20 protein-coding genes are annotated in these 24,766 nt (G+C 73.1%); 14 read left to right on the forward strand and 6 right to left on the reverse strand.

The features are described from left to right. Positions 1–14: 14 nt before the first annotated feature. Positions 15–1,526, reverse strand: coding sequence for a DUF6801 domain-containing protein (locus AB0J57_RS03585; RefSeq protein ID WP_366126246.1), 1,512 nt, complete (start codon positions 1,524–1,526; stop codon positions 15–17). A gap of 66 nt (positions 1,527–1,592) precedes the next feature. Continuing rightward, on the reverse strand, positions 1,593–2,249 hold the full coding sequence (locus AB0J57_RS03590; protein WP_366126247.1) for a hypothetical protein: 657 nt from the start codon (positions 2,247–2,249) through the stop codon (positions 1,593–1,595). Positions 2,250–2,812: 563 nt separating this feature from the next. On the opposite strand from AB0J57_RS03590, the gene AB0J57_RS03595 reads away from it, so the two are divergent. After that, positions 2,813–4,033, forward strand: coding sequence for a helix-turn-helix domain-containing protein (locus AB0J57_RS03595; RefSeq protein ID WP_366126248.1), 1,221 nt, complete (start codon positions 2,813–2,815; stop codon positions 4,031–4,033). Positions 4,034–4,070: 37 nt separating this feature from the next. Here AB0J57_RS03595 and AB0J57_RS03600 read toward each other — a convergent pair whose 3' ends face one another. Beyond that, positions 4,071–5,990, reverse strand: a complete 1,920-nt coding sequence (locus tag AB0J57_RS03600) for an AMP-dependent synthetase/ligase (protein WP_366126249.1) — start codon at positions 5,988–5,990, stop codon at positions 4,071–4,073. A 201-nt stretch (positions 5,991–6,191) separates the two neighbouring features. Between AB0J57_RS03600 and AB0J57_RS03605 the strand changes: the two genes are divergently transcribed. The 3 genes from AB0J57_RS03605 (at position 6,192) to AB0J57_RS03615 (ending at position 9,066) form a co-directional block, all read left to right on the forward strand. After that, positions 6,192–6,452, forward strand: a complete 261-nt coding sequence (locus AB0J57_RS03605; protein WP_366126250.1) for a hypothetical protein — start codon at positions 6,192–6,194, stop codon at positions 6,450–6,452. Between the two features lie 69 nt (positions 6,453–6,521). Beyond that, positions 6,522–6,956: a GNAT family N-acetyltransferase gene (locus AB0J57_RS03610; RefSeq protein WP_366126251.1), complete on the forward strand. Its 435-nt coding sequence runs from the start codon at positions 6,522–6,524 to the stop codon at positions 6,954–6,956. A gap of 67 nt (positions 6,957–7,023) precedes the next feature. Next, positions 7,024–9,066 (forward strand): MDR family MFS transporter, encoded by a 2,043-nt coding sequence (locus AB0J57_RS03615; RefSeq protein WP_366126252.1) that lies wholly within the window; start codon positions 7,024–7,026, stop codon positions 9,064–9,066. A 37-nt stretch (positions 9,067–9,103) separates the two neighbouring features. Here the strand turns inward: AB0J57_RS03615 and AB0J57_RS03620 are convergent, their stop codons facing one another. After that, positions 9,104–9,583 (reverse strand): YchJ family metal-binding protein, encoded by a 480-nt coding sequence (locus AB0J57_RS03620; protein ID WP_366126253.1) that lies wholly within the window; start codon positions 9,581–9,583, stop codon positions 9,104–9,106. A gap of 131 nt (positions 9,584–9,714) precedes the next feature. On the opposite strand from AB0J57_RS03620, the gene tgmA reads away from it, so the two are divergent. The 6 genes from tgmA to AB0J57_RS03650 all read left to right on the forward strand — a co-directional run bounded on the left by tgmA (position 9,715) and on the right by AB0J57_RS03650 (position 16,663). Then, positions 9,715–9,909 (forward strand): putative ATP-grasp-modified RiPP, encoded by a 195-nt coding sequence (tgmA, locus tag AB0J57_RS03625; RefSeq protein WP_366126254.1) that lies wholly within the window; start codon positions 9,715–9,717, stop codon positions 9,907–9,909. A 20-nt stretch (positions 9,910–9,929) separates the two neighbouring features. Further along, the gene (tgmB, locus tag AB0J57_RS03630) at positions 9,930–10,874 is read left to right on the forward strand and encodes an ATP-grasp ribosomal peptide maturase (RefSeq protein WP_366126255.1); all 945 of its coding nucleotides are present in this window, start codon (positions 9,930–9,932) and stop codon (positions 10,872–10,874) included. 48 nt (positions 10,875–10,922) lie between these two features. Continuing rightward, positions 10,923–11,429 (forward strand): EF-hand domain-containing protein, encoded by a 507-nt coding sequence (locus AB0J57_RS03635; protein WP_366126256.1) that lies wholly within the window; start codon positions 10,923–10,925, stop codon positions 11,427–11,429. Positions 11,430–11,574: 145 nt separating this feature from the next. Next, positions 11,575–13,353 carry an FAD-dependent oxidoreductase gene (locus AB0J57_RS03640; RefSeq protein WP_366126257.1) on the forward strand — a complete coding sequence of 593 codons (1,779 nt, stop codon included), beginning with the start codon at positions 11,575–11,577 and terminating at the stop codon, positions 13,351–13,353. A gap of 19 nt (positions 13,354–13,372) precedes the next feature. Beyond that, positions 13,373–14,695, forward strand: coding sequence for a 6-phospho-beta-glucosidase (locus tag AB0J57_RS03645; RefSeq protein WP_366126258.1), 1,323 nt, complete (start codon positions 13,373–13,375; stop codon positions 14,693–14,695). A gap of 66 nt (positions 14,696–14,761) precedes the next feature. Next, positions 14,762–16,663, forward strand: coding sequence for a M64 family metallopeptidase (locus AB0J57_RS03650; protein WP_366126259.1), 1,902 nt, complete (start codon positions 14,762–14,764; stop codon positions 16,661–16,663). Here the strand turns inward: AB0J57_RS03650 and AB0J57_RS03655 are convergent. Next, positions 16,660–16,911 carry a DUF397 domain-containing protein gene (locus tag AB0J57_RS03655; RefSeq protein WP_366126260.1) on the reverse strand — a complete coding sequence of 84 codons (252 nt, stop codon included), beginning with the start codon at positions 16,909–16,911 and terminating at the stop codon, positions 16,660–16,662. The genes AB0J57_RS03650 and AB0J57_RS03655 overlap by 4 nt on opposite strands. Beyond that, the gene (locus AB0J57_RS03660) at positions 16,912–17,775 is read right to left on the reverse strand and encodes a helix-turn-helix transcriptional regulator (RefSeq protein ID WP_366126261.1); all 864 of its coding nucleotides are present in this window, start codon (positions 17,773–17,775) and stop codon (positions 16,912–16,914) included. A 214-nt stretch (positions 17,776–17,989) separates the two neighbouring features. Here AB0J57_RS03660 and AB0J57_RS03665 point away from each other — a divergent pair, with 214 nt between their 5' ends. From AB0J57_RS03665 to AB0J57_RS03680, 4 genes are all read left to right on the forward strand, one after another. After that, a complete protein-coding gene (locus AB0J57_RS03665) occupies positions 17,990–18,436 on the forward strand; it encodes an ATP-binding protein (protein ID WP_366126262.1) in 447 nt (148 codons plus the stop codon). Beyond that, positions 18,430–18,867 (forward strand): hypothetical protein, encoded by a 438-nt coding sequence (locus tag AB0J57_RS03670; protein ID WP_366126263.1) that lies wholly within the window; start codon positions 18,430–18,432, stop codon positions 18,865–18,867. The genes AB0J57_RS03665 and AB0J57_RS03670 overlap by 7 nt, the downstream gene beginning before the upstream one ends. A 939-nt stretch (positions 18,868–19,806) precedes the next feature. Next, on the forward strand, positions 19,807–21,618 hold the full coding sequence (locus tag AB0J57_RS03675) for a S8 family serine peptidase (RefSeq protein ID WP_366126264.1): 1,812 nt from the start codon (positions 19,807–19,809) through the stop codon (positions 21,616–21,618). Between the two features lie 203 nt (positions 21,619–21,821). Beyond that, positions 21,822–24,692: a LuxR family transcriptional regulator gene (locus tag AB0J57_RS03680; RefSeq protein ID WP_366126265.1), complete on the forward strand. Its 2,871-nt coding sequence runs from the start codon at positions 21,822–21,824 to the stop codon at positions 24,690–24,692. Positions 24,693–24,766: the final 74 nt, after the last annotated feature.

The raw sequence follows: 24,766 nt of genomic DNA on the forward strand, positions 1-24,766 counted from the left end.
GACGACTCCTCGGTTCACTTCTGGGGCTTGGGCCTGGGGGGATCGGGGCAGAACGTCGCGTCCTGCTCGGTGCACAGCGGGCCCTGCGTCATCCTGGTGAAGTTGTTCCGGCCGGAGACCGACGCGGTGAACAGCCGGTCCAGGTCCTCCTTCACCCCGCAGCCGCTGAACTCCGGGATGTCGGCGGTGCCGGTCAGCGGACCGCCCCGGTCGACGGTGTAGCCGAACGCCTGGTTGGCGAAGTCGTGGTAGCCGCGCCCGGTCAGGACGAGCCGCATGGGCCGGACCGTGCGGCAGGCGGGGCCGACGTCGAGCGGGGTGCCGTTGACCCTGACGTCGTAGAGCCGTATCCACAGCTCGGCCGTCGCGGTCGACACCTCCGGCAGCCTGCCCTGCTCCATGTCGATCGGGTACGCGTCCGTGGCGATCTCGATCGGGCCGTCCAGGGTCAGTTCGGCGGTCGCCGTCGTCGGCATGAAACCGAAGGTGAGGAACGTCGACCGGACGGGCGGGAAGCGCGGCTTGCCGCGATGGTCGAGCGTGGCGTCGCTGTACAGGGTGGCGAAGGGGCCGTTCGGCGAGGGGCAGCGGATCTGCACCATCTTGTTCATGTTCACGCGCAGCAGGCCGGGGTCCTTCAGGAACATCGCGCCACCGAGCTTGGCGACGTTCGCGTATCCGGCGAGGTATCCATGGCCTTTGACGGGTACGGACGGGACAGGCGGCGGCTCGACGCAGTCGTCCGCCGCCGTGCCCCCGCGTCCGGGGCCCGGCACCGGAACAGGCGCGGGGGCGGGAGCGGGAGTCGGGACCGGGGTCAGGACCGGGGGCGGGGACGGGACCGGGGACGGGGACGGGACCGGGGACGGGGCCGGGACCGGGGACGGGGCCGGGTCCGCCCCGGGCGCCGGGCGCACGGTGACGCGGGCGAACACCGGGTCGGCACCCGGCTCGGGCGTGCAGGCGAAGGAGAGGTTCGGCGGCGTGGTGGGAGCGTCGTCCGCCCGGCGCGGCAGCAGGTCCGCCCCGAGGGCCCCCGCCGAGAAGGTGAGGTCCCCTCCGGAGCCGGCGTTCACCGTCGGTACGGCTCCCCGCGCCTCGATCGTGTACGGCCCCACAGCGGGTACAACCGTGTCCGGGGCCGACAACTGCGACCAGGTCACCTCGGCCGTTTCGCCGCCCTTCCGGGCGACCGTCGTGGTGAGGCTCACCGCTCCGCCCGCCTTCGCCGCGCCGAGCGCCGTCAGGTCGGCCACCGCCTCGGGCGGCAGTTGGACCCGTACGGTCACCTCCTCCGCCCGGACGGGCCGCCCGGCCATGACCTGGCGCGGCAGCACCGCCGACACGCGGACCGTGGCCCTCCGTAACACCCGGTCGTCGTCCCCCACGGAACTCGCCACGGCGCACCGGTAGGCCAGCTCGGCGTCCACGGTCTGCTCGCCCTCGTCCACGGCGACGCCCGTTCCGGGGATCATCCCGGCCACCAGGACGGCGACGCCGACCGCCGCCGCACGTGTCCGTCTCATCGCACTGCCCTCCCGCATCGACCGCGCCCGGCCGCTCACGACCGGGCGCGGTTGGCGTCCCTTCCCTTACGGGCTGGTCACCGTGATGACCGGCGTGACCTTGTACTTGGCGGTGTACTTGGCCTTGTCGCCGTTGTTGAGCAGGCCGGCGCAGTTGCCCGTGACGCCGGAGATGGTGAGGGCCGGCGTCGCGTCGGCCTGGACGTCCAGGACGCCGGTGGAGTTGGTGTACGTACCGGTGTTGGCGGAGCCCGTCACCTTGGCCGTGCAGGAGCCCAGCACGCTGCTGCCGGTGAGGGTGATGTCGATGCCGGTGATGGTGCCCTTGGAGACGCCGGCGCTGTAGGAGGTTCCGTTCAGCGACATGGGGGCGTTGTTCTTCGCCGTCCACCTCGATCCGAGCGGGCCGGTGCACGGGGAGGCGGACGTGCCGAAGGTGGTGCTCTGGATGATGGCGAGGCCGGTGCCGCTCGCGCGGACGCCGTCCGCCGCCGTGCCCGAGGCGGCGTACGTGGTGCAGACGAGCTGCGCGCCGGTGTTGGCGTTGCTGAGCACGGCCGTCACGCCGGGGACGGGCGCGGCGGTGAACTTGTCGTCGGCGGCCGGGTTGGTGACGGTCCACTGGGCCTGGGGGGCGGCCGAGGCGTTCGTCGCGGTCACTCCGGCGGCGACGGCGAGTAATGCGGCGGCGGAAATGGCGGAGGTTCTGGTAATGCGTCGCACGGGCTGTTCCCTCCTGGGGGATCGGGCGTACCTGATGACCGCTCGTCCGCCGGCACGTATGCGGCTCGTACGCGTCGGGGAAAAGCGGTGGCGGCTCACTTCACGGAACGCGGGGCCTATTTCGGACGGCCACCAGGTCGAGCACCTTGCGCGATTGACGCTACGAGCGAGTAACCGGCCGCGCAATACTCGCCCGTGAGTTTTCCCGGACACTCTTACCGCCGGGTATTTTCTTGTCTCCCGGGCAACAGATCGCGGGGATTTCTTATCCGGAAGTGAGCAATCCCGCCGTTCCGATCGCTCATCGGCCACCGTCGGGCCGCGACAACGGTCGGGCTTCGGCCAGATCCGTGTGCAACGCCTGTGGCCGCTGTCCCAACCGGTGCGCGCGCAAGGGCTTCTGGTCTATGTTCAGCACCCACCACGTCCTCAGCACCCCACCAAGTGCTCACCACCCCCACGAACTGCTCAGCACCACCACGAAGTGCTCAACCCCGTCCGCACGTGGGAGCGCTTCCCCCCACGCGCTCCCCGCACCGCCGCCTCCCGAGGGGCCACCCGTCATGCCGAGATCCGCCACCCAGCCGTCGGACGCGGGCGAGCCACTGGGGCCGCTCCCCCAGGAGTTCGCCGCCATCATCCGGCCCGAACTGCCGAGCCTCATCCAGGAGATAGGCATAGAGGTCACCCGTGCCTACCCCGAGTACGCCCGCCTCCTCAACGGCCCCTACGGGCAGGCGATCAGGCTGGGCGTCGAGCAGAACATCTCCGCCTTCGTCGACCAGGTCGCCTCGCCCTCGGCGCCGACGACCCTGCGCGACGAGATGTGCCGGAGGTTCGGCAGGTTCGAGGCGTACGAGGGGCGCAGCCTGGAGACCCTGCAAGGGGCCTACCGCCTGGGCGCCCGGGTCGCGCTGCGGCGCGCCAAGAAGGTCGGCCGTCGCTACAACCTGTCCCCCACCCTGATGCTCAGCTTCGCCGACGCGCTGTTCGCCTACATCGACGAGCTGGAGGCCCTCACCCGCGAGGGCTACCTCCAGGTACGGGCGGAGGCCGTCGAGCAGACCGACGGGTTACGCAGGCGGCTGCTGCACCTGATCCTCGCAGCGCCGCCCGCACCGCGCACCGCCGTCGCCGAGCTGGCCGAGCAGACCGGCTGGCCGCTGCCCGCCCGGGTCACGCTCGTCGCCCTCCGCTCCCCCGCCCGGGCCCCCCGCTCCGGGATCGACAACGATGTCCTGCTCGACCTGGGCGATCCCCAGCCGCACCTGCTCCTCCCCGGCGAGGTGGACGACGCCCGAAGACGGATGCTGGCAGCCGCGTTCCCCACCGCCCGCGCCGCCGTCGGCCTCACCGTCCCCACCGCGTCCGCCGCCGACTCGCTGCGCTGGGCCCGGCGCGTCCTGGAGCTGATCGACGCCGACGTCATCGAGGACGCGCCGCTCACCTTCTGCGCCGATCACCTGCTGACCCTCTGGCTGCTCGCCGACCCGGGCCTCGTCGACCAACTGGCGGAGCGTCAGCTCGCCCCGCTCGCCGGGCTGACCCCGACCCGCCGGACCCGGCTCATCGAGACGCTGCGCACCTGGCTGGACACCCGTGGCACCGCCGCGCAGATGGGCGAGCTGCTCGATGTGCACCCCCAGACGGTGCGCTACCGGATGCGCACCCTGGAGGCCCGCTTCGGCGGCCGGCTCACCGCCCCGCAGACCCGGTTCGCCACGGAGGCGGTGCTGCGGGCGCTGCACCTGCGCGCGGAGGCAGGCCGGCGGTCCGGCGGGTGAACCGCTGCGGCAGCACCCGGCCTCACGCGTGCAGGCCTCACGCGTACAGGGCCTCGATCTCGTCCGCGTACGCCGCCACCACCGCATGGCGCTTGATCTTCAGGGACGGCGTGAGCAGCCCGTTGTCCTCGGTGAACTCCCCCGGTACGACGCGGAAGCGCCGTATCGACTCCGCCCGCGAGACGGCCTCGTTGGCGTGGTCGACCGCCCGCTGGACGTCGGCGAGGAGCTCGGGGTCCTCGCACAGTTCGGTGAGCGGAGTGGCGGCGGGGCGTTTGCGGACCGCCAGCCAGTGGGCGACGGCGTCGGGGTCGAGGGTCACGAGGGCGGCGACGTAGGGGCGGTTGTCGCCGACGACGATGCACTGGCCGACCGGCGGGCGGCTGCGCAGCCGGTCCTCCAGCACGGCGGGGGAAACGTTCTTGCCGCCGGAGGTGACCAGGATGTCCTTCTTCCGTCCGGTGATCGTGAGGTACCCGTCGTCGTCGAGCGCGCCCAGGTCGCCGGTGGCGAACCACTCCTCGCGCAACACCTGCTCCGTGGCGGCGGGGTTGTTCCAGTAGGCGCCGAAGACGATGCCGCCCTTGATCAGCACCTCGCCGTCCTCGGCGATGCGTATGGCGGTGCCGGGCACGGGCAGCCCGACCGTCCCGGGGCGCGGGGCGAGCGGCGGGATGAGGGTGGCCGCCGCGGTGGTCTCGGTCAGCCCGTAGCCCTCGTAGACGATGATCCCGGCCGCGTAGAAGAAAAGGTTGAGCCGCCGGTCCAGCGGGGAGCCGCCGCTGATCGCGTAGCGCAGCCGCCCGCCGAGCTCCTTGCGCACGCGCCGGTAGACCAGCAGGTCGTACAGCGCCCATGCCAGGTACAGCCCGGGGCCCGGGCCCTTTCCGGTGCCGAGGTACTTGGCGAGGTACGCCTCGCCGAACCGTACGGCGACGCGGTCGGCGCGCTCGAAGGACGCCCCGCGCCCGATCTTCTCGGCTGTGGCGCGTGCCGTGTCGTGGATCTTCTCGAAGAGGTAGGGCACGCCGACCACGAACGTCGGCCGGAACCGCCGCAGTTCGGGGCGGAGTTCGTCCGGCTTGATGCTGGGGCAGTGGCCCGTCTCGATCCGGGCGAGGAGGCAGGCTATGTGGAGCGTGCGGCCGAGTATGTGCGCGAGGGGCAGGAAGAGGAGGGTGGACGCGGTCTGTCCGGTCACCTCCGTGAAGACCGGGTGGAGCAGCTCGACGGTGTTGGCGGCTTCGGCGTGCAGGTTGGCGTGGGTGAGGACACACCCCTTGGGCGGCCCGGTGGTGCCGGAGGTGTAGCAGAGGGTGGCGATGGTGCCGGGGGTGAGGGCGGCGCGCCGCCGCTCGACCTCCTCGTCGGGTATGTCCCGCCCCAGCGCGGCGAGTTCGTCGAGGGCGCCGGCGTCGATGCGCCAGATGCGCGGAGAGGCGGGGAGTTCGAGGGCGGCGCGTTCGGCGGTCTCGGCTTGCTCGTCCGTCTCGGCGACGAGGAAGCGGGCGCCGGAGTCACGGAGGATCCAGGTGATCTGCGCGGCGGAGGAGGTGGCGTAGACGGGTACGGACTGTCCCCCGGCCGCCCAGACGGCGAAGTCGAGGACGGCCCATTCGTAGCGGGTGCGGGACATCAGCGCGACCCGGCCGCCCGGTTCCAGCCCGACGGCGATCAAGCCCTTGGCCACGGCGGTGACTTCGCGGGCGAAGGCGGCGGCGGTGACCGGCTGCCAGGAGTCCCCGGCCTTGCGGCGCAGCACGACGGCGTCGGGTGCCTCCCGGGCGTTGGCGTACGGGATGTCCGCGATGGTGCCCGGACCGGCGCCGGGGCCGGCGAGCGGGGCGGCGCGCACCTCGCGTACGGCGCCGTGCTCGTCCCGGACCAGTTCGATCTCCACGCGCCGGGCGAGATCGTCGCGCTTCCGGGCTCTCCTCAGGTCCTTGCGCACGCCCATGGCCGGCTCCCGTCCGAGACCTCAGACTTACGGAGCGCTCAACTTACTCCCGCGTAACAGAAAATCAACGGCCTCGGGGGCAAACGGTTGCAGCACAGATACAAACCTTTGGGGAAAACGCGAACCTGATGCTGTACCCATGGAGGGAGCACAGCAAACAGACGGCTGCCACAAGCAGCGCACAGCAGTGAAGGACTCCACGTGACCGCGTCGCCCCTCATCCCCGTCCCGATCCCCGATCGGGTCGCCGCCCTGATCGGGTCGTGCATGCCGATCGGCATCCTTCAGGCGGAGGTCGACGCCGAGTGCGCGGCGCGCGAGGTGTACCGGTTCCGCGCCCCGATGTGCGCGGACGACCAGGCGGACCGCGAGCACGCGCTGGCGGCGCTGGCCCGGGCGAACAAGGTGCTCGGCGCCTACAACCCGGGGCTGATCCTGCGGCCGCGCGCGGCCTGGCACTGACGGCCGGGGCCCCGGGGGGGCATGGCCCCCCCGGGGCGGCCCCGGAAGAGGCCGTGCGATCGTAACCCCATGATCAGTATCGACAGGCTGAAGCCGTCCGACCGGGACGCCTGGGAGTCGCTCTTCCGCGCGTACATCGACTTCTACGAGAGGGTCGAGCCACCCGAGATGTACGAGCGGTCCTGGAGCGAGTTCCAGGCGGACACCCGGATGCACGCGCTGGGGGCGTGGCTGGACGGCCGGCTCGTCGGGATCACCCACTTCTTCACGCACGCCAACACCTCCGGGCCCGATGTGTGCTACCTCCAGGACCTGTTCACCGCGCCCGACGTGCGCGGCCGGGGCGTCGCCCGGGAGCTGATCGCCGCCGTGACGGAGTGGGCGCGCGAGCGGGGCTGCATGCGTGTCTACTGGAACACCCACGAGTCCAACGCGACGGCACGGCGGCTCTACGACAAGGTGGCCGAGAACCGCGGCTTCATCCGGTACCAGATCGAGCTCTGACGCCTCCGGTCACCGGTCCGGACCGTGCCCGCATGCGGGGGTGGTCCGCCGGTGTGAGGGTGCAAGCGTGACGACGACCGCCGCCCCGCCCGCCGCGCCGCCGGTGCTCGATGCCCGGCAGCGGAACGTCGTCTTCGTGACGATCATGCTGGGCGTGCTGCTCGCGGCGCTGGACCAGACGATCGTCGGGACGGCGCTGCCGACGATCGTGGCGGACCTGGGCGGTGCCTCGCACATGTCGTGGGTGGTCACCGCGTACCTGCTCGCGGAGACGGTCGCCACCGTGCTGGTCGGCAGGTTCGGCGACCTCTTCGGCCGCAAGGTGGTCTTCCAGGTCTCGGCGGTCGTCTTCATCACCGGGTCGTTCCTGTGCGGGCTCGCGGCGAACATGCCCCTGCTGATCGTGTGGCGCGGGGTGCAGGGCATCGGCGCGGGCGGGCTGATGGTGACGGCCATGGCGCTGATCGCGGACGTCATCCCGCTGCGCGAGCGCGGGAAGTACCAGGGTGCGATCGGCGCGGTCTTCGGTGTCTCCACGGTGATCGGGCCGCTGCTGGGCGGGCTGTTCACCGACCACGCGTCCTGGCGCTGGGCGTTCTACGTCAACGTCCCCATCGCCGTCCTCGTGGTGATCGCCGCCGCCCGCACCATCCCTTCCGTCCGGTCGGCGGGCCGCCCGGTCATCGACTACCCGGGCATCGCGCTGGTCACCGTGGGCGCGAGCGCGCTGATCCTGGCGACGAGCTGGGGCGGCAACGAGTACGCGTGGGGCTCGCCGGTGATCCTCGGGCTGTTCGCGGGCGGGCTGGTGGCGCTCGCGATGTTCTGCGTGGCCGAGACGCGCGCGGCCGAGCCGATGCTGCCGATGCGGCTCTTCCGGAACCCCGTCTTCGGGATCTGCTCGGCCCTGAGCTTCATCGTGGGCTTCGCCATGCTGGGCGCGATGATCTTCCTGCCGTCGTACCTCCAGTACGTCGACGGGGACTCGGCGACCGTCTCCGGCGTCCGGACCCTGCCCATGGTGCTGGGCCTGCTGATCGCGTCGGTGTACAGCGGCAACGTCGTCAGCAGAACGGGCCGGTACCGGGTCTTTCCCATCGTCGGTTCGCTGGTGATGGGCGCCGGGCTGTTCCTGCTGTCCCTGATGGGCCCGGGGACGGGGACCTGGCCGGAGTCGCTGTACATGTTCGTGCTGGGTACCGGAATCGGGCTGTGCATGCAGGTGCTGACGATCGCCGTGCAGAACACGGTGGAGTACGCCGACCTCGGCACGGCCACGTCGGGCGTGACCTTCTTCCGCACGCTCGGCATGTCCTTCGGCACGGCGGTCTTCGGCACGATCTACGCCAACGCGCTGGGGCCCAACCTGGCGGAGGGCATCCGCGAGGCGGCCGCGGTCACAGGGGCGCCCGACCCGGCGGTCCTGGCGCGGGCGGCGCAGAGCCCGGCGGGGGTGCACGCGCTGCCGGCTGACCAGGCCGCGCCGGTGATCGAGGCGTACGGGGACACGCTGCACACCGTGTTCCTGTGGACGGTGCCGGTGGCGGCCGTCGGGTTCGTGGTGGCGCTGTTCCTCAAGCAGGTGCGGCTGCGCGACACGGCCCGGGCCACGGCGCCGGACATGGGCGAGGGGTTCTCGTCGCCGGTCGCGACCGCCGACTCGGCGCGGCTGCTGGAGCTGGCGGTGGGCAGGCTGCTGCGCCGGATGGACCCGAACACGGTACGGAAGGTGATCGAGGCGTCCGACACACGGCTGGACGTGGCGGGCGCGTGGGCGGTGATGCAGGTGGAACTGCTGACCCGGCTGGTGGGGCACGCGAGCCTGGGCCTGATCGCGGCGCGCCGGAGGCTGCCGCCGGAGGTGCTGGTGCCGGTGTTCGACCGGATGGTCGAGGAGGGGTACCTGACGCGGGACGGGCACCTGTTCTCGCACACCGGGGCGGGGGCGCGCGAGGCGCGGGTGATCAGCGACGAGTGGGGGCGGTGGCTGGCCGGGCAGGTCGAGCGGGAGAGCGGCCGCCCCAGCGGGCCCGAACTGCGGGCGGCGGTGGACGCCATCGCGAAACGGCTCCTGGCGGAGGACCTGGCGGCGTCCATGCCTGGTCGGTGAAGGGCCTACCGGTGCGGGGCCCAGCCGGTGAAGAGCCCTAGTCGGTGAAGGTGCCGTCCACGTACACCCAGGCGCCGTCGGCCTTCTCGAAGCGGCTTTGTTCGCGCAGCGCGCCCGGCTCGCCCTGGTGGGTGTAGTGGGCGACGAAGGTGACCGTGCCGGTGGTGTGGAAGAGGGTGCCGTCCGTGGTGTCGGTGATCTCCAGGCCGGTCCAGCGCATCGCGGGGTCGAAGTCGACGCCCCGCGGGCGGGTGGCCGGTGCCCAGGTGCGCAGCAGGTACTGCTCGTCCCGGACGACGAAGGCGCAGTAGCGGGAGCGCATAAGCAACCCGGCGGTCGGGGCGAGCGTCTCACCGGTGTGAAAACGGCCACAACAGGACCCGTAGGGGGCCGGCAGACCACAGGGGCACGGGGTGTCGGGACGGACCTCGGGCGCGGGCTGCGGGCGCCCGGCGGATCGGGCGTTACGGGAGGTCGGGCGGGGTGTGGTGCGGCGGCCGCCGGTGCGTCGGGACATACGTCCATTCTGCCGGTCGGGGGCGGCCGCACCCGACCCGTGTCCGTATTGCAGCGGAGAGTAATGAGATCACTACACATGTACCGCGTACCGTCACATGTACCGAAGTTGACGAAGTGATGGAGGGGATCATGCAGCCGTTCGCGTGCAGCTACGCGCGTCCGCAGAAGGCTTCGGAGGACGTCACCGCTCTCTACGCGTACGACCCGGCGCTCCAGCTCAACGTCCTGCCGGACGGGCGCCCGGCCATCAGTGACCGTGCGCTGCTCCTGGCCGCCGGCACGACGACGTCCACGGCCGGCTCCCAGACGCACTTCGACGACTGAGCGACCCGGCCCGCGCACCGATGACCGTACTGATCCTGACGAGCCCTCAGGACGTCACGGCGGACATGGTGGTGACCGAGCTGCACGAGCGGGGAGTTCCGCTGGTGCGCCTGGACCCCGCCGACCTGCCCGGGGGTGCCGACCTGTCGGCCGAGTACGTCCGCGGGGACTTCCACTGCTACTTGTCGGCCCAGGGGCGCATGGTCAGCTCCCGGGCCCTGCGTTCCGTGTGGGTGCGCAGGCCCGGCGAGCCGGCGGCGCACGCGCCGGAGGCCTCGGCGTGGCTGACCGCCGAGACCGCCCAGGCGCTGTACGGGATGCTGTACTCCACCACGGCACGCTGGATGAACCATCCCCGGCAGGCGGCCCAGGCCCGGTACAAGCCCTGGCAGTTGAGGGTCGCGCACCACAGCGGCTTCGCCGTGCCGCCCACCCTCGTCACGACCTTTCCCCGGGTGGCGGAGGAGTTCGCGGCGCGGCACGGACGGGTGGTGGTCAAGTCCCTGTCGGGTCCGCCGCGCACCGACCCGCCGGTCGCGCTGCCGACCACGCTGGTGGAGCCGGGCACGGACTTCGCCGGTGTCGCGGCCGGGCCGACGCTGCTCCAGGGGTACGTGGTCAAGCGGGCCGACATCCGGCTCACTTGTGTCGGCGGGCAGTTGTTCGCGGCGCGCAAGGTATCCGCCGAGGGGCAGGTCGACGGGCGCTACGGCGACACCGGGCACGGCTGGGAGCCGGTCGGGGTGCCCGACCGGATCGCCCGGCCGGTCGGCGACTTCATGGACCTGGCCGGCCTCGCGTACGCCGCGTTCGACTTCGCCGAGGACGCCGAGGGCCTGTGGTGGTTCCTGGAGTGCAACCAGGGCGGGCAGTTCGGCTTCGTGGAGCTGGAGACGGGCCAGCCGATCGCCGCGGCGGTCGCGGCCTGGCTGGCGGGCTCGCCTCACTCGTCAGGGCGAACCTGACCGGAGGCTCGGTGGTGGGCGGCGCCGTGGCTGGCAGGCTCTGGGAGCATGACCGACACCACTGACAAGGCCAGGCTGAACGCCGTCCAGGAGTTCCAGCGCATGGACGCGGACGGCGACGGGTCCGTCGACCGGGACGACTTCCTGCGGGCCCCGCGCAGGCTGCTGACCGAGGTGGGCATCCCGGAGGACGCGGCCAAGGGCCGCGCGCTGCTGGAGGCCAACGACGAGCAGTTCGACTTCCTGCTGTCGATCGGCGACACCGACGGCGACGGGAGTCTGACCGCCGAGGAGTACGTGGCCGTCCGCACCTCCCCCGCCTTCCGCTCCCCGGACCGCCCGGGCAAGGGCGAGGTGTCCAGGACGCTGTTCGAGGTGCTCGACACCGACGACGACGGCTCGATCGACCGGGACGAATTCCTGCGCGCGGGCGGCTTCCTGGGGATGTCCGCGGACGAGGCAGGGGAGTACTTCGGGCAGCTCGATGCCGACGGCAGCGGGCGGATCGACTCCAAGGAGTTCCTCAAGGCCGTCAGGCGCTTCTACGCGGGCTGAGCCGGTCCGCCCCCGGGTGGCGGAATCCGGCCATTGTGCCGGCCCCTGTGCGAAGGGGGACGCACGGTGGTTCCGGGTCCGGCGGGGCGGCCCTATGCTCCTGCGACCGACGTGACCGTTACCGCGGGTAAGGGGTGGGTGGGGCATGCACCGTACGGGTACGACGCGACGCACCTTCATGGCGGGCGCCACCGCCGTCACCGGCGCGGTCGGGGTGGGCGCCCTGCCGGCCCGGGCCGCCGCGGCCCCGGCGGCGGCACCGGCGGCCGCCCCCGCCGTCGCGGTGTTCGGCGGCGGGGTCGCCGGGCTCACCGCCGCGCACGAGCTGGCCGAGCGCGGCTTCCGGGTCACCGTCTACGAGCGGCGGGCGCTCGGCGGCAAGGCCCGCAGCATGGACGTGCCCGGCAGCGCCAGGGGCGGGCGCAGACCGCTGCCCGCCGAGCACGGCTTCCGTTTCATCCCGGGCATCTACCACAACCTCCCCGACACGATGCGCCGCATCCCCTTCCCCGGCAACGCCCGCGGGGTCTTCGACAACCTGGTCGCACCGCGCGAGATGATGTTCGCCCGCACGGGCCGCGAGGACCTGCGGATGCCCATCCCCTGGCCCGGCCACACCCCGGAGCGGCTCACCCTCGACGAGATCCGCCGCGCCCTGACCGCGCTCGTCGAAACGGCCACCGGACTGCCCCTCCACGAGGCCGCGTACTTCGTCAACCGGGCGCTCGTCTTCCTGACGAGCTGCGACGAGCGGCGCGACGAGGTGTGGGAGCGCACGCCCTGGTGGGACTTCACCCGCGCGGCGCGGATGTCGGAGACGTACCAGCGGATACTGGCCATCGGCATCACCCGCAACATCGTGGCCACCAAGGCGGAGGAGGCCAGTACCCGCACGGTCGGCACCCTCGGCGAGGCGTTCGTGTTCAACGCGCTCGGCCGGGGCGCGGACGGCCCGCCGGACCGCATCCTCAACGCGCCCACCAACGAGGCGTGGATCGACCCCTGGGAGGCGCACCTCAGGTCCCTGGGCGTCGAGTTCCGGATCGGCTGGACCCTGCGCGAGGTGCTGTACGGCGCCGGCAGGGTGACCGGCGCGCTGGTCGAGGACCCCGGCGGCGTACGCACCACGGTGACGGCCGACCACTACATCTGCGCGCTGCCGGTCGAGCACGCCCGGCGCACCTGGGGTGCGGCGCTGCGCGCGGCGGACCCGCGCCTCGCGCGGTGCGACAGGCTCCAGACGGACTGGATGACGGGCATCCAGTTCTATCTGACCGAGCGCCCGCCCATGGTCCACGGGCATGTCAACTGCATCGACTCACCCTGGTCGTTGACGGCGATCGCCCAGGCCGAGCACTGGCCGCACCGCGACTTCCCCGCCGACTACGGCGACGGCGTGGCCGTGGACTGCCTGTCGGTGGACATCTCCGAGTGGGACAAACCGGGGATCCTGTACGGGAAGACCGCCAAGCAGTGCACCCGCGAGCAGGTCGCCCGCGAGGTGTGGGCCCAGCTCAAGGCGGCCCTCAACGACACCGGCCGCGCCGTGCTCAAGGACGGCGCCCTGCACTCGTGGTTCCTGGACCCGGGCGTGGACGGTCTCGGCACACCGAACCCCACCAACGAGGACGAGCTGCTGATCCACCCGGTCGGCACCTTCCACCTCCGCCCGCCGGCGGACACGGCGGTGCCGAACTTCTTCCTGGCGGGTGACTACGTGTCGGTCGACATCGACCTGGCGACCATGGAGGGCGCCAACGCCGCCGCCCGCCAGGCGGTCAACGCCCTGCTGGACCGGATCGGTTCGGACGCGGCCCGGTGCACCGTGAAGCCCCTGTTCCGGGCCCCGGAGCTGGAGTCCCTGAAGCGGCACGACCGCACCCGCTACCGGCTGGGCCTGCGCAACGCGCTCGACCTGGGGTGATCCGGGTAGCGTGGCCGCCATGAGGCTGACGATTCTGGGCGGCGGCGGGTTCCGGGTGCCGCTGGTGTACCGGGCGCTGCTGGGCGACCACGCGGAGGGCCGGGTCACCGGGGTCACGCTGTACGACGTGGACGCGGACCGGCTCGGGGCGATCCGGGGGGTGCTGGCCGAGCAGGCGGCGGGCGTGCCGGACGCGCCCGTGGTGACGGCGACCACCGATCTCGACGAGGCGCTGCGGGGCGCGGACTTCGTGTTCTCCGCGATCCGTGTCGGGGGCCTGGCCGGGCGGGCGGCGGACGAGCGGGTCGCGCTCGCCGAGGGCGTGCTGGGGCAGGAGACGGTCGGCGCGGGCGGCATCGCGTACGGGCTGCGCACGGTCCCGGTGGCGGTGGCGATCGCGCGGCGGATCGCCGAGGTCGCCCCGGACGCCTGGGTCATCAACTTCACCAACCCGGCCGGGCTGGTGACGGAGGCCATGTCACGGGTCCTGGGCGACCGGGTGATCGGCATCTGCGACTCGCCCGTGGGCCTGGGGCGGCGCGTGGCGAGGCTGCTGGGCGCCGATCCGGACGAGGCGTGGTTCGACTACGTGGGGCTGAACCACCTCGGCTGGCTGCGCGGGGTGCGGGTGGCCGGGCGGGACGAGCTGCCACGGCTGCTGGCGGACCCCCAGGCGCTGGGCTCCTTCGAGGAGGGCAAGCTCTTCGGCGCCGAGTGGCTGCGCTCGCTGGGCGCGATCCCCAACGAGTACCTGCACTACTACTACTTCAACCGCGAGGCGGTCCGGGCCTACCGGGAGGCGGCGCGGACGCGCGGGGCGTACCTGCGCGAACAGCAGACCGCGTTCTACGGCTCCCCGTCCCTGGAAAGCTGGTACGCCACGCTCGCCGAGCGGGAGGCCACCTACATGGCGGCCAACCGGGAGGCGGCCGGCGTCGGTGAGCGGGCGGAGGAGGACCTGGAGTCCGGCGGCTACGAGAAGGTGGCCCTGGCGCTGATGCGGGCCATCGCCCGTGACGAGCGCACCACGCTGATCCTGAACGTCCGCAATCGCACGACCCTGTCGGTGCTCGACGTGGACGCGGTGATCGAGGTGCCCTGCTTCGTGGACGCGAACGGCGCCCACCCGGTGTCGGTGGCGCCGCTGCCGTACCACGCGGCGGGCCTGGTGACGGCGGTGAAGGCGGTGGAGCGCGAGGTGATGGAGGCGGCGGAGGGCGCCTCGCGGGAGGCGGCCGTGCGGGCGTTCGCGCTGCACCCGCTGGTCGACTCGGTGTCCGTGGCACGCCGGCTGCTGGACGCGTACGTGGCCGAGCACCCGGGGCTGGGCTATCTCGCGTAACGACGGCACCAGTGGCCAACACGGCTGTCTTTACGGCGCGTTGGGCGCACCGTACGCTCCGGCCCCATGGTTGCCACACGCCCTGGACGAGTCGCCGCGCTGATCGGCGCGGCCTCACTTCTCACCACCGCACTGGTGGGCGCCGGACCGGCCACCGCCGGGGAGCGCGTCCCTGTCACCGAGAACGCCACCGTCGTCCCCGTACAGACCACAGGCCCCGCCGACAAGCGGTTCAACCTGGTCCTGCTGGGGGACGGCTACACCGCCGAACAGCTCCCGGAGTTCCGGGCGGACGTCGACAAGCACCTCGGCGTCCTGTGGAGCATCGAGCCGTTCGCCTCCTACCGCTCGTACATCAACGTCTGGGCCGTCGAAGTGCCCTCCGCCGAGTCGGGTGTCGACTGCGATCCGGGCCTGGACGCGCCGCGCCGGGACACACCGCTCGGGATGGGGTTCTGGAACGGCTGCGACGCGAACAGCGTGCAGCGGCTGCTGACCGTGGACAGCGGTGCGGCGAACGCCCTCGCCGACCTCGTGCCCGGCTCGACGAGCGCCAACCGGCAGATCGTCGCCCTCGCCAACAGCGACACCTACGGCGGCGCGGGCGGCACCTACGCCACCGCGTCCGGCGGCAACGCGCTCTCCTCCCTCATCACCCCGCACGAGATCGGCCACTCGCTGGGCAAGCTCCAGGACGAGTACGACTACTACGGGCGCGGGGTGCCGGGCGGGACGTACGAGGGCGGCGAGCCGTCGTCCGCGCACCACACCGTGCTCACCGAGCAGCAGATGAAGGACCAGCGGGCCAAGTGGTGGCGCTGGCTGGGCGAGAAGAGCGAGTCGGGCGGCGTCATCGGGCGGTACGAGGGCGGCCTGTACAGCACCAAGGGGGTGTGGCGGCCGAGCAAGCACTCGATCATGAAGACGCTCGGGTACGCCTTCGACCAGGTGGGGCGGGAGGTGATGGTCCAGGCGATCTCGGCGAAGGTGAACCTGGTGCAGGGGCACACGCCGAGCGCCGCGCCGATCGGCGCCGACCGGACGGTGTGGGTCGACACCCTGCACCCGCTCGGCGGCGAACTGGACGTGGTGTGGCGGCTGGACGGGCGGCCGGTGCGGCCGGCGGCCGGGGCCGGGGCCCGCACGCTGGACCTGCGGCAGTTGGACGTGGCGCGCGGCAGGCACACGCTGACGGCGACGGTGACGGACCCGACGCCGTTCGTGCGGGACCCGGCGGTGCGCGGCTCGGCGGCGCTGACCCGTACCGTCACGTGGACGGTCGACACGTCGGTGGTGACCCATCCGGCCGCCGTGGCACCGGAGTTCACCGGGCACACGGCCACCGGCGCGCCCGTGGGGGCCCGGTCGGTGGTGTACGCCGACACCACGCACCCGGCCGACCGGACGCTCGCCGTCCAGTGGCGGCTGGACGGCCGCCCGGTCGCCAACCCGGGCAACGACCGTGACCTGGACCTGTCGGCGCTGCGGCTGCGCCCCGGCACCACGCACACGCTGACCGCCCGGATCGCGGGCACGGACCGCGAGCTGCGCTGGACGGTCGACGGGACGGCGGCCTCGGCCTCGTACGAGCTGTCGAAGCCACTGCGCACGGTGCACCGGCCCGGGCGGCCGGTGGAGTACGTCTACGACGGCCCGTTCACGATGCGGCTGACCGCCCGCGACGACCAGGAGGGTTACGTCGTCAGCCAGTTCCGGGTGGACGGTGACGGCTGGTACACGTACTACGGCTGGCCGACGGACGCGGACGCGCCGTTCCGGTTCACGCCGGGCGGCACGGAGATCGACGGCCTGGTGTACGGGAAGCTCGGCACCCCGCGCGTGGTGCCGTGGGACGACGCGACGCCCGAGTACGGCACGCACACCGTGGAGTACCGGACGATCGACTCGGCCGGGAACACCGGCCCGGCGAAGAGGTTCCTCGTCACGCTGGTGCCGCCCGGTACCTAGGCCTCGGTGAGCAGGAAGTCGGCCTTGCCCGACTTGGCCCCCTGGATGAACGCGGCGATCTCCTTGTGGCTGTAGATGAGCGCGGGCCCGTCGGGGTCGGCGGACTGGCGGACGGCGACGCGGCCGTCCGCCAGTTTCATGGCCTCGATGCAATTGCCGCCGTTGCCACCGCTCCACGGCTTGTGCCAGCCGTCGGCCCCGAGTTCGGCGGCGGGCATGCCGTTGTATATGCGCTTCGCGCTATCCATTCACAGCTCCTTGCGGAAATCCTTGAGGATTTCCTTCGTACGTTGCGCGGTGGCGGCCTGCGCCGCCATGCGGTCCATGACCTCGAGGTGCGAGGCCACCTCGGGGCGCGCGTCGAGGTAGACCGCGCCGGTCAGGTACTCGCTGTAGACCATGTCCTGGAGTTCGGGCATGGCGAAGCGGAAGAGGACGAAGGGGCCGTAGGTGCCGGGGTGGTGGCCCGTGGCGAACTCGGCGACCTGGAGGGTGACGTTCGGCAGCTCGGCGGCCTCCAGCAGCCTGTCGATCTGCGCCCGCATGATGGCGGGGCCGCCGCCCACGGGACGGCGCAGCACCGTCTCGTCCATGATCACCCAGAACTTCGGCGCGTCGGGGCGGGTCAGCAGGGACTGCCGTTCCATCCGGAGCGCCACGTGCCGTTCGATGTCGTCGTGCCTGACCTGTCCGACGGCGCCACCGCGCAGGATCGCCCGGGCGTACTCCTCGGTCTGGAGGAGGCCGGGCACGAACTGCGGTTCATAGGCCCGGATGACGCTCGCGGCGCCCTCCAGGCTGACGTACATGCTGAACCAGCCCGGCAGGACGTCGTGGAACCGCTGCCACCAGCCGGGTTTGTTGGCGTCCTCGGCGAGTTGGACGAAGCCGTCCGCCTCGTCGGCGGGCACCCCGTACGCCTGGAGCAGGAGCTGTACGTAAGGGATCTTCAGCGCGACTTCCGCGGTCTCCATCCTGCGGATCGTGGCCGGTGCCACCCGGAGCACCTTGGCGGCCTCCTCCCGCCTCAGGCCGGCCCGCTCCCGCAGATCCTGCAAACGCTTGCCGAGTACGACCTGTCCCACGGTGGGGGCGGACCGCGGCTCGCTCACTTAAGACCTCCCCACGCGCTGTTTGGATGAGTGTGCCATGCGGCGGGCACCGAGAACACCACACTCTGCAATTTTCAGAGTGCCACTTGCCAAGTGTCCGTGGCGGGAGGAAAGTATTCCGGTGAACCAGTTGGTGAACCAGTTCACGCGGCTGCCGCGCTCCGCCACGGGAGAGGCGACGTACGGGGCCGCTCCCCCACGTTAGGAATCGGTCGTGGCTCCTGGTAGTGCGCTCACCCCCCGGCTCATCGCCCCACGACCCCCGATCTCCGCCGACGTCCGCCGTTTCTCGTTCGAACTTCCCGCGCGCGCGGAATCGGTCGCCAGAGCCAGACACCTCGTCGAGGAACGGCTGGTGCTGTGGGAGGTGGACGGCACGGTGTGCGAGGCGGTGACGCTGGTGGTCTCCGAGCTCGTCACCAATGCCGTGGTGCACACGGCGAGCTGCCGGGTGATCTGCGAACTGCGGGACTGCGGCGAGCAGTTGCGGGTGTCCGTCCAGGACGAGGGCTCGCCCGCCACCGGGCCCCGGCTGCGGCGGGTCGCGCCGGAGGAGGGCGGCCGGGGGCTGCTGCTCGTGGACGCGGTCAGCAGCGCGTGGGGCGCGCACGACGCTCGGCACGGGGCGGGGCGCGTCGTCTGGGCGGAGCTGGCGTGCTGAGGACGATGGCCACGCTGCTGTCGGCGCGTGGCCAGCGGGGGGCGGGGGCGGCCCGGCACATCGAGCCCGACGGGGAGGTGCGGCTGACGCTGCCGCCGTCGCTGCCGGCGGCGCTGGGCTGCGACGCGGTGGGGGTACCGGCGCGGTACGGGTTCCGGCTGCTGTCCCGGCTGCCCGGCGACGGGTGCGTGTTCGCCGACACGGACTGGTGGTGGTGGATCGTCCCGGCCGGCTCGGACGCCGACCTGCGCTGGCCGCTGCCGTCCTGTTACGCGGTGGACGCCCGGGTCCCGGACCGGCGCCCCCGGCTGATCCACCGGCCCGGCACGACGTCCCCGTACACCCCGCCCATCCCGCTCTACCTCATGATCTGCCAACTCACCGGCGTGGCCCCCGCCTGGACGCTCCCGGGCGTCGGGACCCGCCTCTGACCCACCTGACCGCCTGTGGCCTCCCGGCCACGGCGGCCGGCTCGCGCGGCCCCGGCTGGGGGGCAGGGCCGCGCGAGCCGCGGGTGACTTCTTGTCGTCCGTCCCCCTGAGCGGGTGGGTGCCCACGGCACCCGGCGGTGCGGGGCGCGCCCTGGGCGGCCGGCGGTGCGGGCGGGCACGCCGTGCTGGGCCACCACCCTCGTGACGCCCGTCCCGGCTGGCGGTGCGCCACGAGGCGCGAACAGTGCCGGGCCGCTGCCGGCAGTACGGCCGGCTGACCGGGCACGCCACCGGCGCGACCGCCCGGACACGCCCCCTCCCCGGCCGGACGGCCCCCCGGGGCACGGCCGACAAGCGGCCGAAGGTCGCCGCCCCCGGATCGCGGCCCGCCGACGGGGCACACCCCTCCCCGGCCGCACAGCCCGCCAGGGCAGGGCCGCCCGGCGGCCGAAGGCGGCGCCCGGGCGCCCGGGTCCTTCGGGGCGCCCCCGACCGCGCCGGGACGGCCGGCCCGCGTTGGGCACGGCGCCGCGACCCGTCCGGGCCCGGGCCGGGTGCCGTCGTGGAGTGGTGAACGCGCCCCTCCCCCGGCCCCGCCCTCGACCCTCGCGGGGGTGACAAGGGTTTTCCCCGTATCGGGTTCATCGCGGGTTTCCCTACTGTCTGCCGCACCGGAGGTTCTCATCCACCTGGCTGTCAGGTGCATGTAATTCGCGAGTTCCGCCGGTGACGGCCCCGTCCCCAGGGGCCGTCGCGTCGGCGGCGGCGCAACGGGCGTACCCGGCCCGGGGATCACGGGGTGCCACCCCCACGGCACCTCCGCGGCCCCCACGCGCCCGCCGCCCGTCGCGCCCTGCACCGTCAGCCGCTCCGGGAGTCGCCGGAGCTGCCCTGAAAGGGAACACCTTGAACGGTTCCAGGCGGAGACTCATATCCGTCGTGGCGGCGAGCGCCACGATCCTCGGCGTGACCGCCACCTCCACGGTGGCCCTCGCCGCAGAGGCCACCCCCACCCCGAAGCCGGCTGCCCCGGCTTCGCAGGCCATGTCCCCGGCCGCGCTGCCGAGCGCGCCGGTGGACAAGGTCATCGTCACCTACAAGTCCCGTACCGCCGAGGCCACGTCGAACGCCGCCGCCAAGAGCGACGCCGCGGCGAAGGCCACCGAGACGGGCGAGCAGCTCAGCTTCGAGCGCCGCCTCGCGAGCGGCGCCGCGCTGGTCGACCTGGGCGCGGACGCCAGCAAGCAGGACGTCACCGAGGTCATGGACGCCTTCCGGGCCGACCCGCAGGTCGCCTCCGTCGAGGCCGACATCCGTGCCTACGCGATGGCCGTCACGCCCAACGACACCGAGTACGCCAAGCAGTGGGACCTCTTCGAGGCCACCGGCGGCATGAACGTGCCCGGCGCCTGGGACAAGACCACCGGCAGCGGCGTCACCGTCGCCGTCATCGACACCGGGTACGCCGCGCACAGCGACCTGAGCGGCAACACCGTCTCGGGCTACGACTTCATCTCCAGCTCCGCCGACGCCCGCGACGGCAACGGCCGCGACGCCGACCCGAAGGACGAGGGCGACTGGAACGCCACCGACGGTGAGTGCGGCACCGGCTCCCGGGCGAGCAACTCCTCCTGGCACGGCACCCACGTCGCGGGCACCATCGCGGCGACCACGCACAACGCCAAGGGCGTCGCGGGCATCGCGTACGGCGCCAAGGTGCAGCACGTGCGCGTGCTCGGCAAGTGCGGCGGCTCGTCCTCGGACATCGCCGACGCGATCACCTGGGCCTCCGGTGGCTCCGTCCCGGGCATCCCGGCGAACCCGAACCCGGCCAAGGTCATCAACATGAGCCTCGGCGGCGCCAGCTCGACCTGCCCGACCGTGTACAAGAACGCCATCGACGGGGCGGTCGCGCGGGGGGCGACCGTCGTCGTCGCGGCGGGCAACAGCAACGCCAACGCGTCCGGCTTCACGCCCGCCAACTGCGCGAACGTCATCAACGTGGCGTCCACCAGCCGTGAGGGCAACCGTTCTTACTACTCGAACTACGGCTCCATCATCGACGTCTCGGCCCCGGGCGGTGAGACCCGCCGCGCCACCGACACGCCCGGCACCGTCACCACCCCCGAGAACGGCATCCTCTCGACGCTGAACTCCGGCACCACGACCCAGTCGCTGGAGAACTACAAGCCCTACCAGGGCACTTCGATGGCCGCCCCGCACATCGCCGGGCTCGCCGCGCTGCTCAAGTCGGCCAAGTCGACCCTGACCCCGGCCGAGATCGAGTCCGCCATCAAGGCCAACGCCCGCCCGCTGCCCGGCACCTGCACCGGCGGCTGTGGCTCCGGCATCGCGGACGCGACGAAGACCGTGAACGCCGTGACCGGTACCACCACCCCCGGTACCGGAGCGGTGTTCACCAACGCCACTAACGTGACGATTTCGGACAACGCCACCGTGACGTCCCCGATCTCCGTCACCGGCCGCACCGGCAACGCCCCCGCCGCCCTCAAGGTCGACGTGGACATCAAGCACACCTGGCGCGGTGACCTCGTCATCGACCTGGTGGCCCCGGACGGCACCCTGTACCGGCTGAAGAACTCCAGCAGCAACGACTCGGCCGACAACGTCCTCGCCTCGTACACGGTCGACGCCTCCTCCGAGGTGGCGAACGGCACCTGGAAGCTCCAGGTCAGGGACGTGGCGTCGGGTGACACCGGCTACATCGACTCCTGGGGTCTGACCTTCTGATCCGCCCGAAGGACCCACATCTCCACAGGTCAGGGCGTGTTCGCGGCACTTCGCCGCGGGCACGCCCGCTTGTGTGTTCGTCCACATACCGGACAGGACACCTGGACTCCCGTGGCCGAGTTCGTATGCTGCGCTCGCGAGACAGATCACGGGCAGGGGGTCCGTGGGCAGGGGGTCCGCGCGCCGGAGGGTGGTGGTCGCAGGTGAGGTCGACGCCGTACCCCGCCACGCCGTGCGTCCCCGCGCCGTACGGAGCCGGTTCCGCGCCGTACGCCCCCGCGCAGACCGACCGGCCCGCGCCCGTCGGGCGCGACGAGCTGCTCGCCCGCCTCGAACGCGTCCTGCACGCCCGCGGGCGAGCCCTGCTCACCGGGCCGCCCGGGGTCGGCAAGACGGAGGTCGCCCAGGCCGCCGCCGGGCAGGCCTCCGCGCGCGGCGAGACCGTCGTGTGGCTGGCCCCGCAGCCCGCCGACCGGGAGATGGCCGGGGCCGCGGCGGCCGCGCTGGTCGCCTCCGTGCCCGCCTTCGCGCTCGACGGCCTGCCGGGGCCGCAGCGGGACGCCGTCGCCGTGCTGTGCCGCGAGTCCGTCGCCCTGGACAGCGGCTGGGACCCCATCGCGCTGCGGCTGGCCATCGCCGGCATCCTGCGCACCCTGGCCGAGCGGGCGCCCGTCCTCCTCGTCGTCGACGACGCCCAGCGCATCGACGCCGACAGCGCGGACCTGCTCCGCTTCGCCCTGCACCTCGCGCCGCCCGCGCTGCGGGTCGTCGCCGTCGAGACCCCGGCGCCGTACGCCGGTGGCGGGGCGGACAGCGGGGGCGCGCCCATGCCGCTGTGGGTGGCCTCCGAGGCGGACGTCCTGCTGGTGCCGCCGCTCCAGGCGGACGAGATGGCCGAGCTGCTGGTCCACCACCGGCTGCCGTCCCGCCTCGCCGGGCGCATCCACCGCGCCAGCGGCGGCAACCCGCGCCTCGCACTCGCCGTCGGCCGCTCCCTGGCCGACTCCCGGACCCCCGTGCACCACGCCGAGGCGCTGCCGCTGTCCGGGCGCGCCCGGGACGTGGCGCGCCGGATGCTGGCGCCCGCCTCCGCCTCCGTACGGGCGACGCTGCTGCTCGCCGCGCTGGCGCTGCGCCCGACGACCGCGCTGCTGCGCCGCGCCGGGCGGCCGACGGCGGAGGCGGAGCTGGCCGCCGCCGAGCGGGCCGGGCTGATATCGCTGACCGAGGACGGGACGGTCGCGTTCACCGCCGGGCTGCTGCCGTCCACGCTGGTCCACGACACGTGCTGGACCGAGCGGAGCCGGGGGCACGCCGCGCTCGCCGAGGTGGCGGACGACCCGGTGGAGGTGGTCCGGCACCGGGCGCTGGCCAACGACGTCCCGGACGAGGACCTGGCCGCCCAGGTCGCCGAGGCGGCCGACACGGCCCGCCGGCGCGGCAACAGCGCGCTCGCCGCCGAACTGGCCCTGCTCGCCGCCGAGACCACGCCCGTGAGCCTGGGCCGCCGCCGGCTGGAGCGGCTGGTGGACGCCGCCGAGGAGGCCGCGCGGGCCGCCCGCGCCGATCTCGCGATGCGCGCCGCCGCCGACCTGCTGGCGCGCGACGCGACGCCCGCCGACCGGGTCCGGGCGCGGCTGGCCGTGCTGGACACGGCGGGGCAGGGGCTGACCGACCTGGACGAGCTGTATGTGCACGCCATGGAGGACTCCAACGACGACCCTGGCCTGCGCGCCGCCGTGCTGCTGCGCCTCGGCGTCAAGCACGTACTCGCCGACGGTGATCCGGTGCGGTCCCGTGCGGCGGCGGTCGAGTCCGCCGCGCTCGCCACGTCGGTGGGCGACCGGCACACGGCCGCGAAGGCGCTGACGCAGCAGGCCCGGATGGACCGGGTGCTCGGCTCGCCGGACGCCGAGCGGACGCTGGCCGAGGCGCGTGCCCTGGAGATGACCGACCGGCCGCTGGGCGTCCACAACACCGCCCAGATCCTGACGATCCGTCATGCCCTGTTCGACGACCGGCTCACCGAGGCCCGTGACCAGTTGTACGCGCTGCTGCCGCTGGTCGAGCGGCGCGGCCCGGTCGAGGACTCCATCGAGCTGCTGCACACGCTCACCGAGGTCGAGGCCCGGCGCGGCCAGTGCGCGGCGGCCCTCGGGCACGCCGAGCGGTCGCTCGCCCTGACGCTGGAGGCGGGCCTGTCGCCCGGACCCGCCTGGTACTCGCTGGCGCTGGCCGAGACGGCGGGCGGCAGCTTCGCGCGGGCGGCCGGGTACGCGCGGCGCAGCGTCCGGGCGTCGGAGGAGGAGGGCGACCACGTCTTCCTCTCGCGCAGCCTGTACGCGCTCGGCCGGGTACAGCTCGTCACCGGGGACGTGACGGGCGCGCTGGAGACGCTGCGCCGGGTGCGGGACGGCGAGAACGCCCAGTGCACCGTCGACCCGTCCATGCTGCGCTGGCACGAGGAGCTGGCCGAGGCGCTGCTCGCGAGCGACGCCCCGGACGAGGCCCAGGCCCTGCTGGCCGACGTGGGGCCGGTCGCGGAGCGGCTGGGCCGCACCACGGTGCTGCTGGGCTGCGACCGGGTGTACGCGCTGTGCCTGGCGGCGGGCGGGAAGACCGACGAGGCGGTCGACCTGCTCGTCGGCACGGCCGACCGGTTCGCCGGGCACGGGCTGGTGCTGGAGCAGGGGCGCTGTCTGATCGCCCTGGCGCGCGTGGAGCGGCGGCGCCGCAGACGCTCGGCGGCGCAGGCGGCGATGCAGGCTGCGGCCGCCGTCTTCGAGCGGGCGGGCGCGGCGCCCTGGCTGGGGCTGACCGCCGAGAGCCCGTCGCCCGCCGATTCCGCCCCGGCGCCGGCCGCCGGAAGCGCGCTGTCCCGGCTGACCGAGGCCGAGCTGCGGCTCGCCCGGCTGGTCGGGGAGGGCGCGAGCAACCAGGAGGCGGCGGCGAAGCTGTACCTGAGCGTGAAGACGGTCGAGGCCCGGCTGACCCGTATTTACCAGAAGCTCGACGTCCGCTCCCGCGCCCAGCTCGCGACGGCCCTCAACGGACACGCCACGCCCGCACGGTGATCGCCCGCCGCGGTGATCGCCCGCCGCCCCCGCGCCGGGCGCCGATGTGCGGCATACGCTGAAAAGGGCGCAGT

It is taken from the genome of Streptomyces sp. NPDC049837 (genome assembly GCF_040674455.1).
GTDB lineage: Bacteria > Actinomycetota > Actinomycetes > Streptomycetales > Streptomycetaceae > Streptomyces.

Bases quoted from the DNA above. Each gene is read 5' to 3' on its own strand.
- AB0J57_RS03640 (WP_366126257.1), top strand. From the start codon at position 11,575: ATGCACCGTACGGGTACGACGCGACGCACCTTCATGGCGGGCGCCACC.
- AB0J57_RS03595 (WP_366126248.1), top strand. From the start codon at position 2,813: ATGCCGAGATCCGCCACCCAGCCGTCGGACGCGGGCGAGCCACTGGGG.
- AB0J57_RS03600 (WP_366126249.1), bottom strand. From the start codon at position 5,990: ATGGGCGTGCGCAAGGACCTGAGGAGAGCCCGGAAGCGCGACGATCTC.
- AB0J57_RS03610 (WP_366126251.1), top strand. From the start codon at position 6,522: ATGATCAGTATCGACAGGCTGAAGCCGTCCGACCGGGACGCCTGGGAG.
- tgmB (WP_366126255.1), top strand. From the start codon at position 9,930: ATGACCGTACTGATCCTGACGAGCCCTCAGGACGTCACGGCGGACATG.
- AB0J57_RS03645 (WP_366126258.1), top strand. From the start codon at position 13,373: ATGAGGCTGACGATTCTGGGCGGCGGCGGGTTCCGGGTGCCGCTGGTG.
- AB0J57_RS03650 (WP_366126259.1), top strand. From the start codon at position 14,762: ATGGTTGCCACACGCCCTGGACGAGTCGCCGCGCTGATCGGCGCGGCC.
- AB0J57_RS03620 (WP_366126253.1), bottom strand. From the start codon at position 9,583: ATGTCCCGACGCACCGGCGGCCGCCGCACCACACCCCGCCCGACCTCC.
- AB0J57_RS03655 (WP_366126260.1), bottom strand. From the start codon at position 16,911: ATGGATAGCGCGAAGCGCATATACAACGGCATGCCCGCCGCCGAACTC.
- AB0J57_RS03585 (WP_366126246.1), bottom strand. From the start codon at position 1,526: ATGAGACGGACACGTGCGGCGGCGGTCGGCGTCGCCGTCCTGGTGGCC.
- tgmA (WP_366126254.1), top strand. From the start codon at position 9,715: ATGCAGCCGTTCGCGTGCAGCTACGCGCGTCCGCAGAAGGCTTCGGAG.
- AB0J57_RS03635 (WP_366126256.1), top strand. From the start codon at position 10,923: ATGACCGACACCACTGACAAGGCCAGGCTGAACGCCGTCCAGGAGTTC.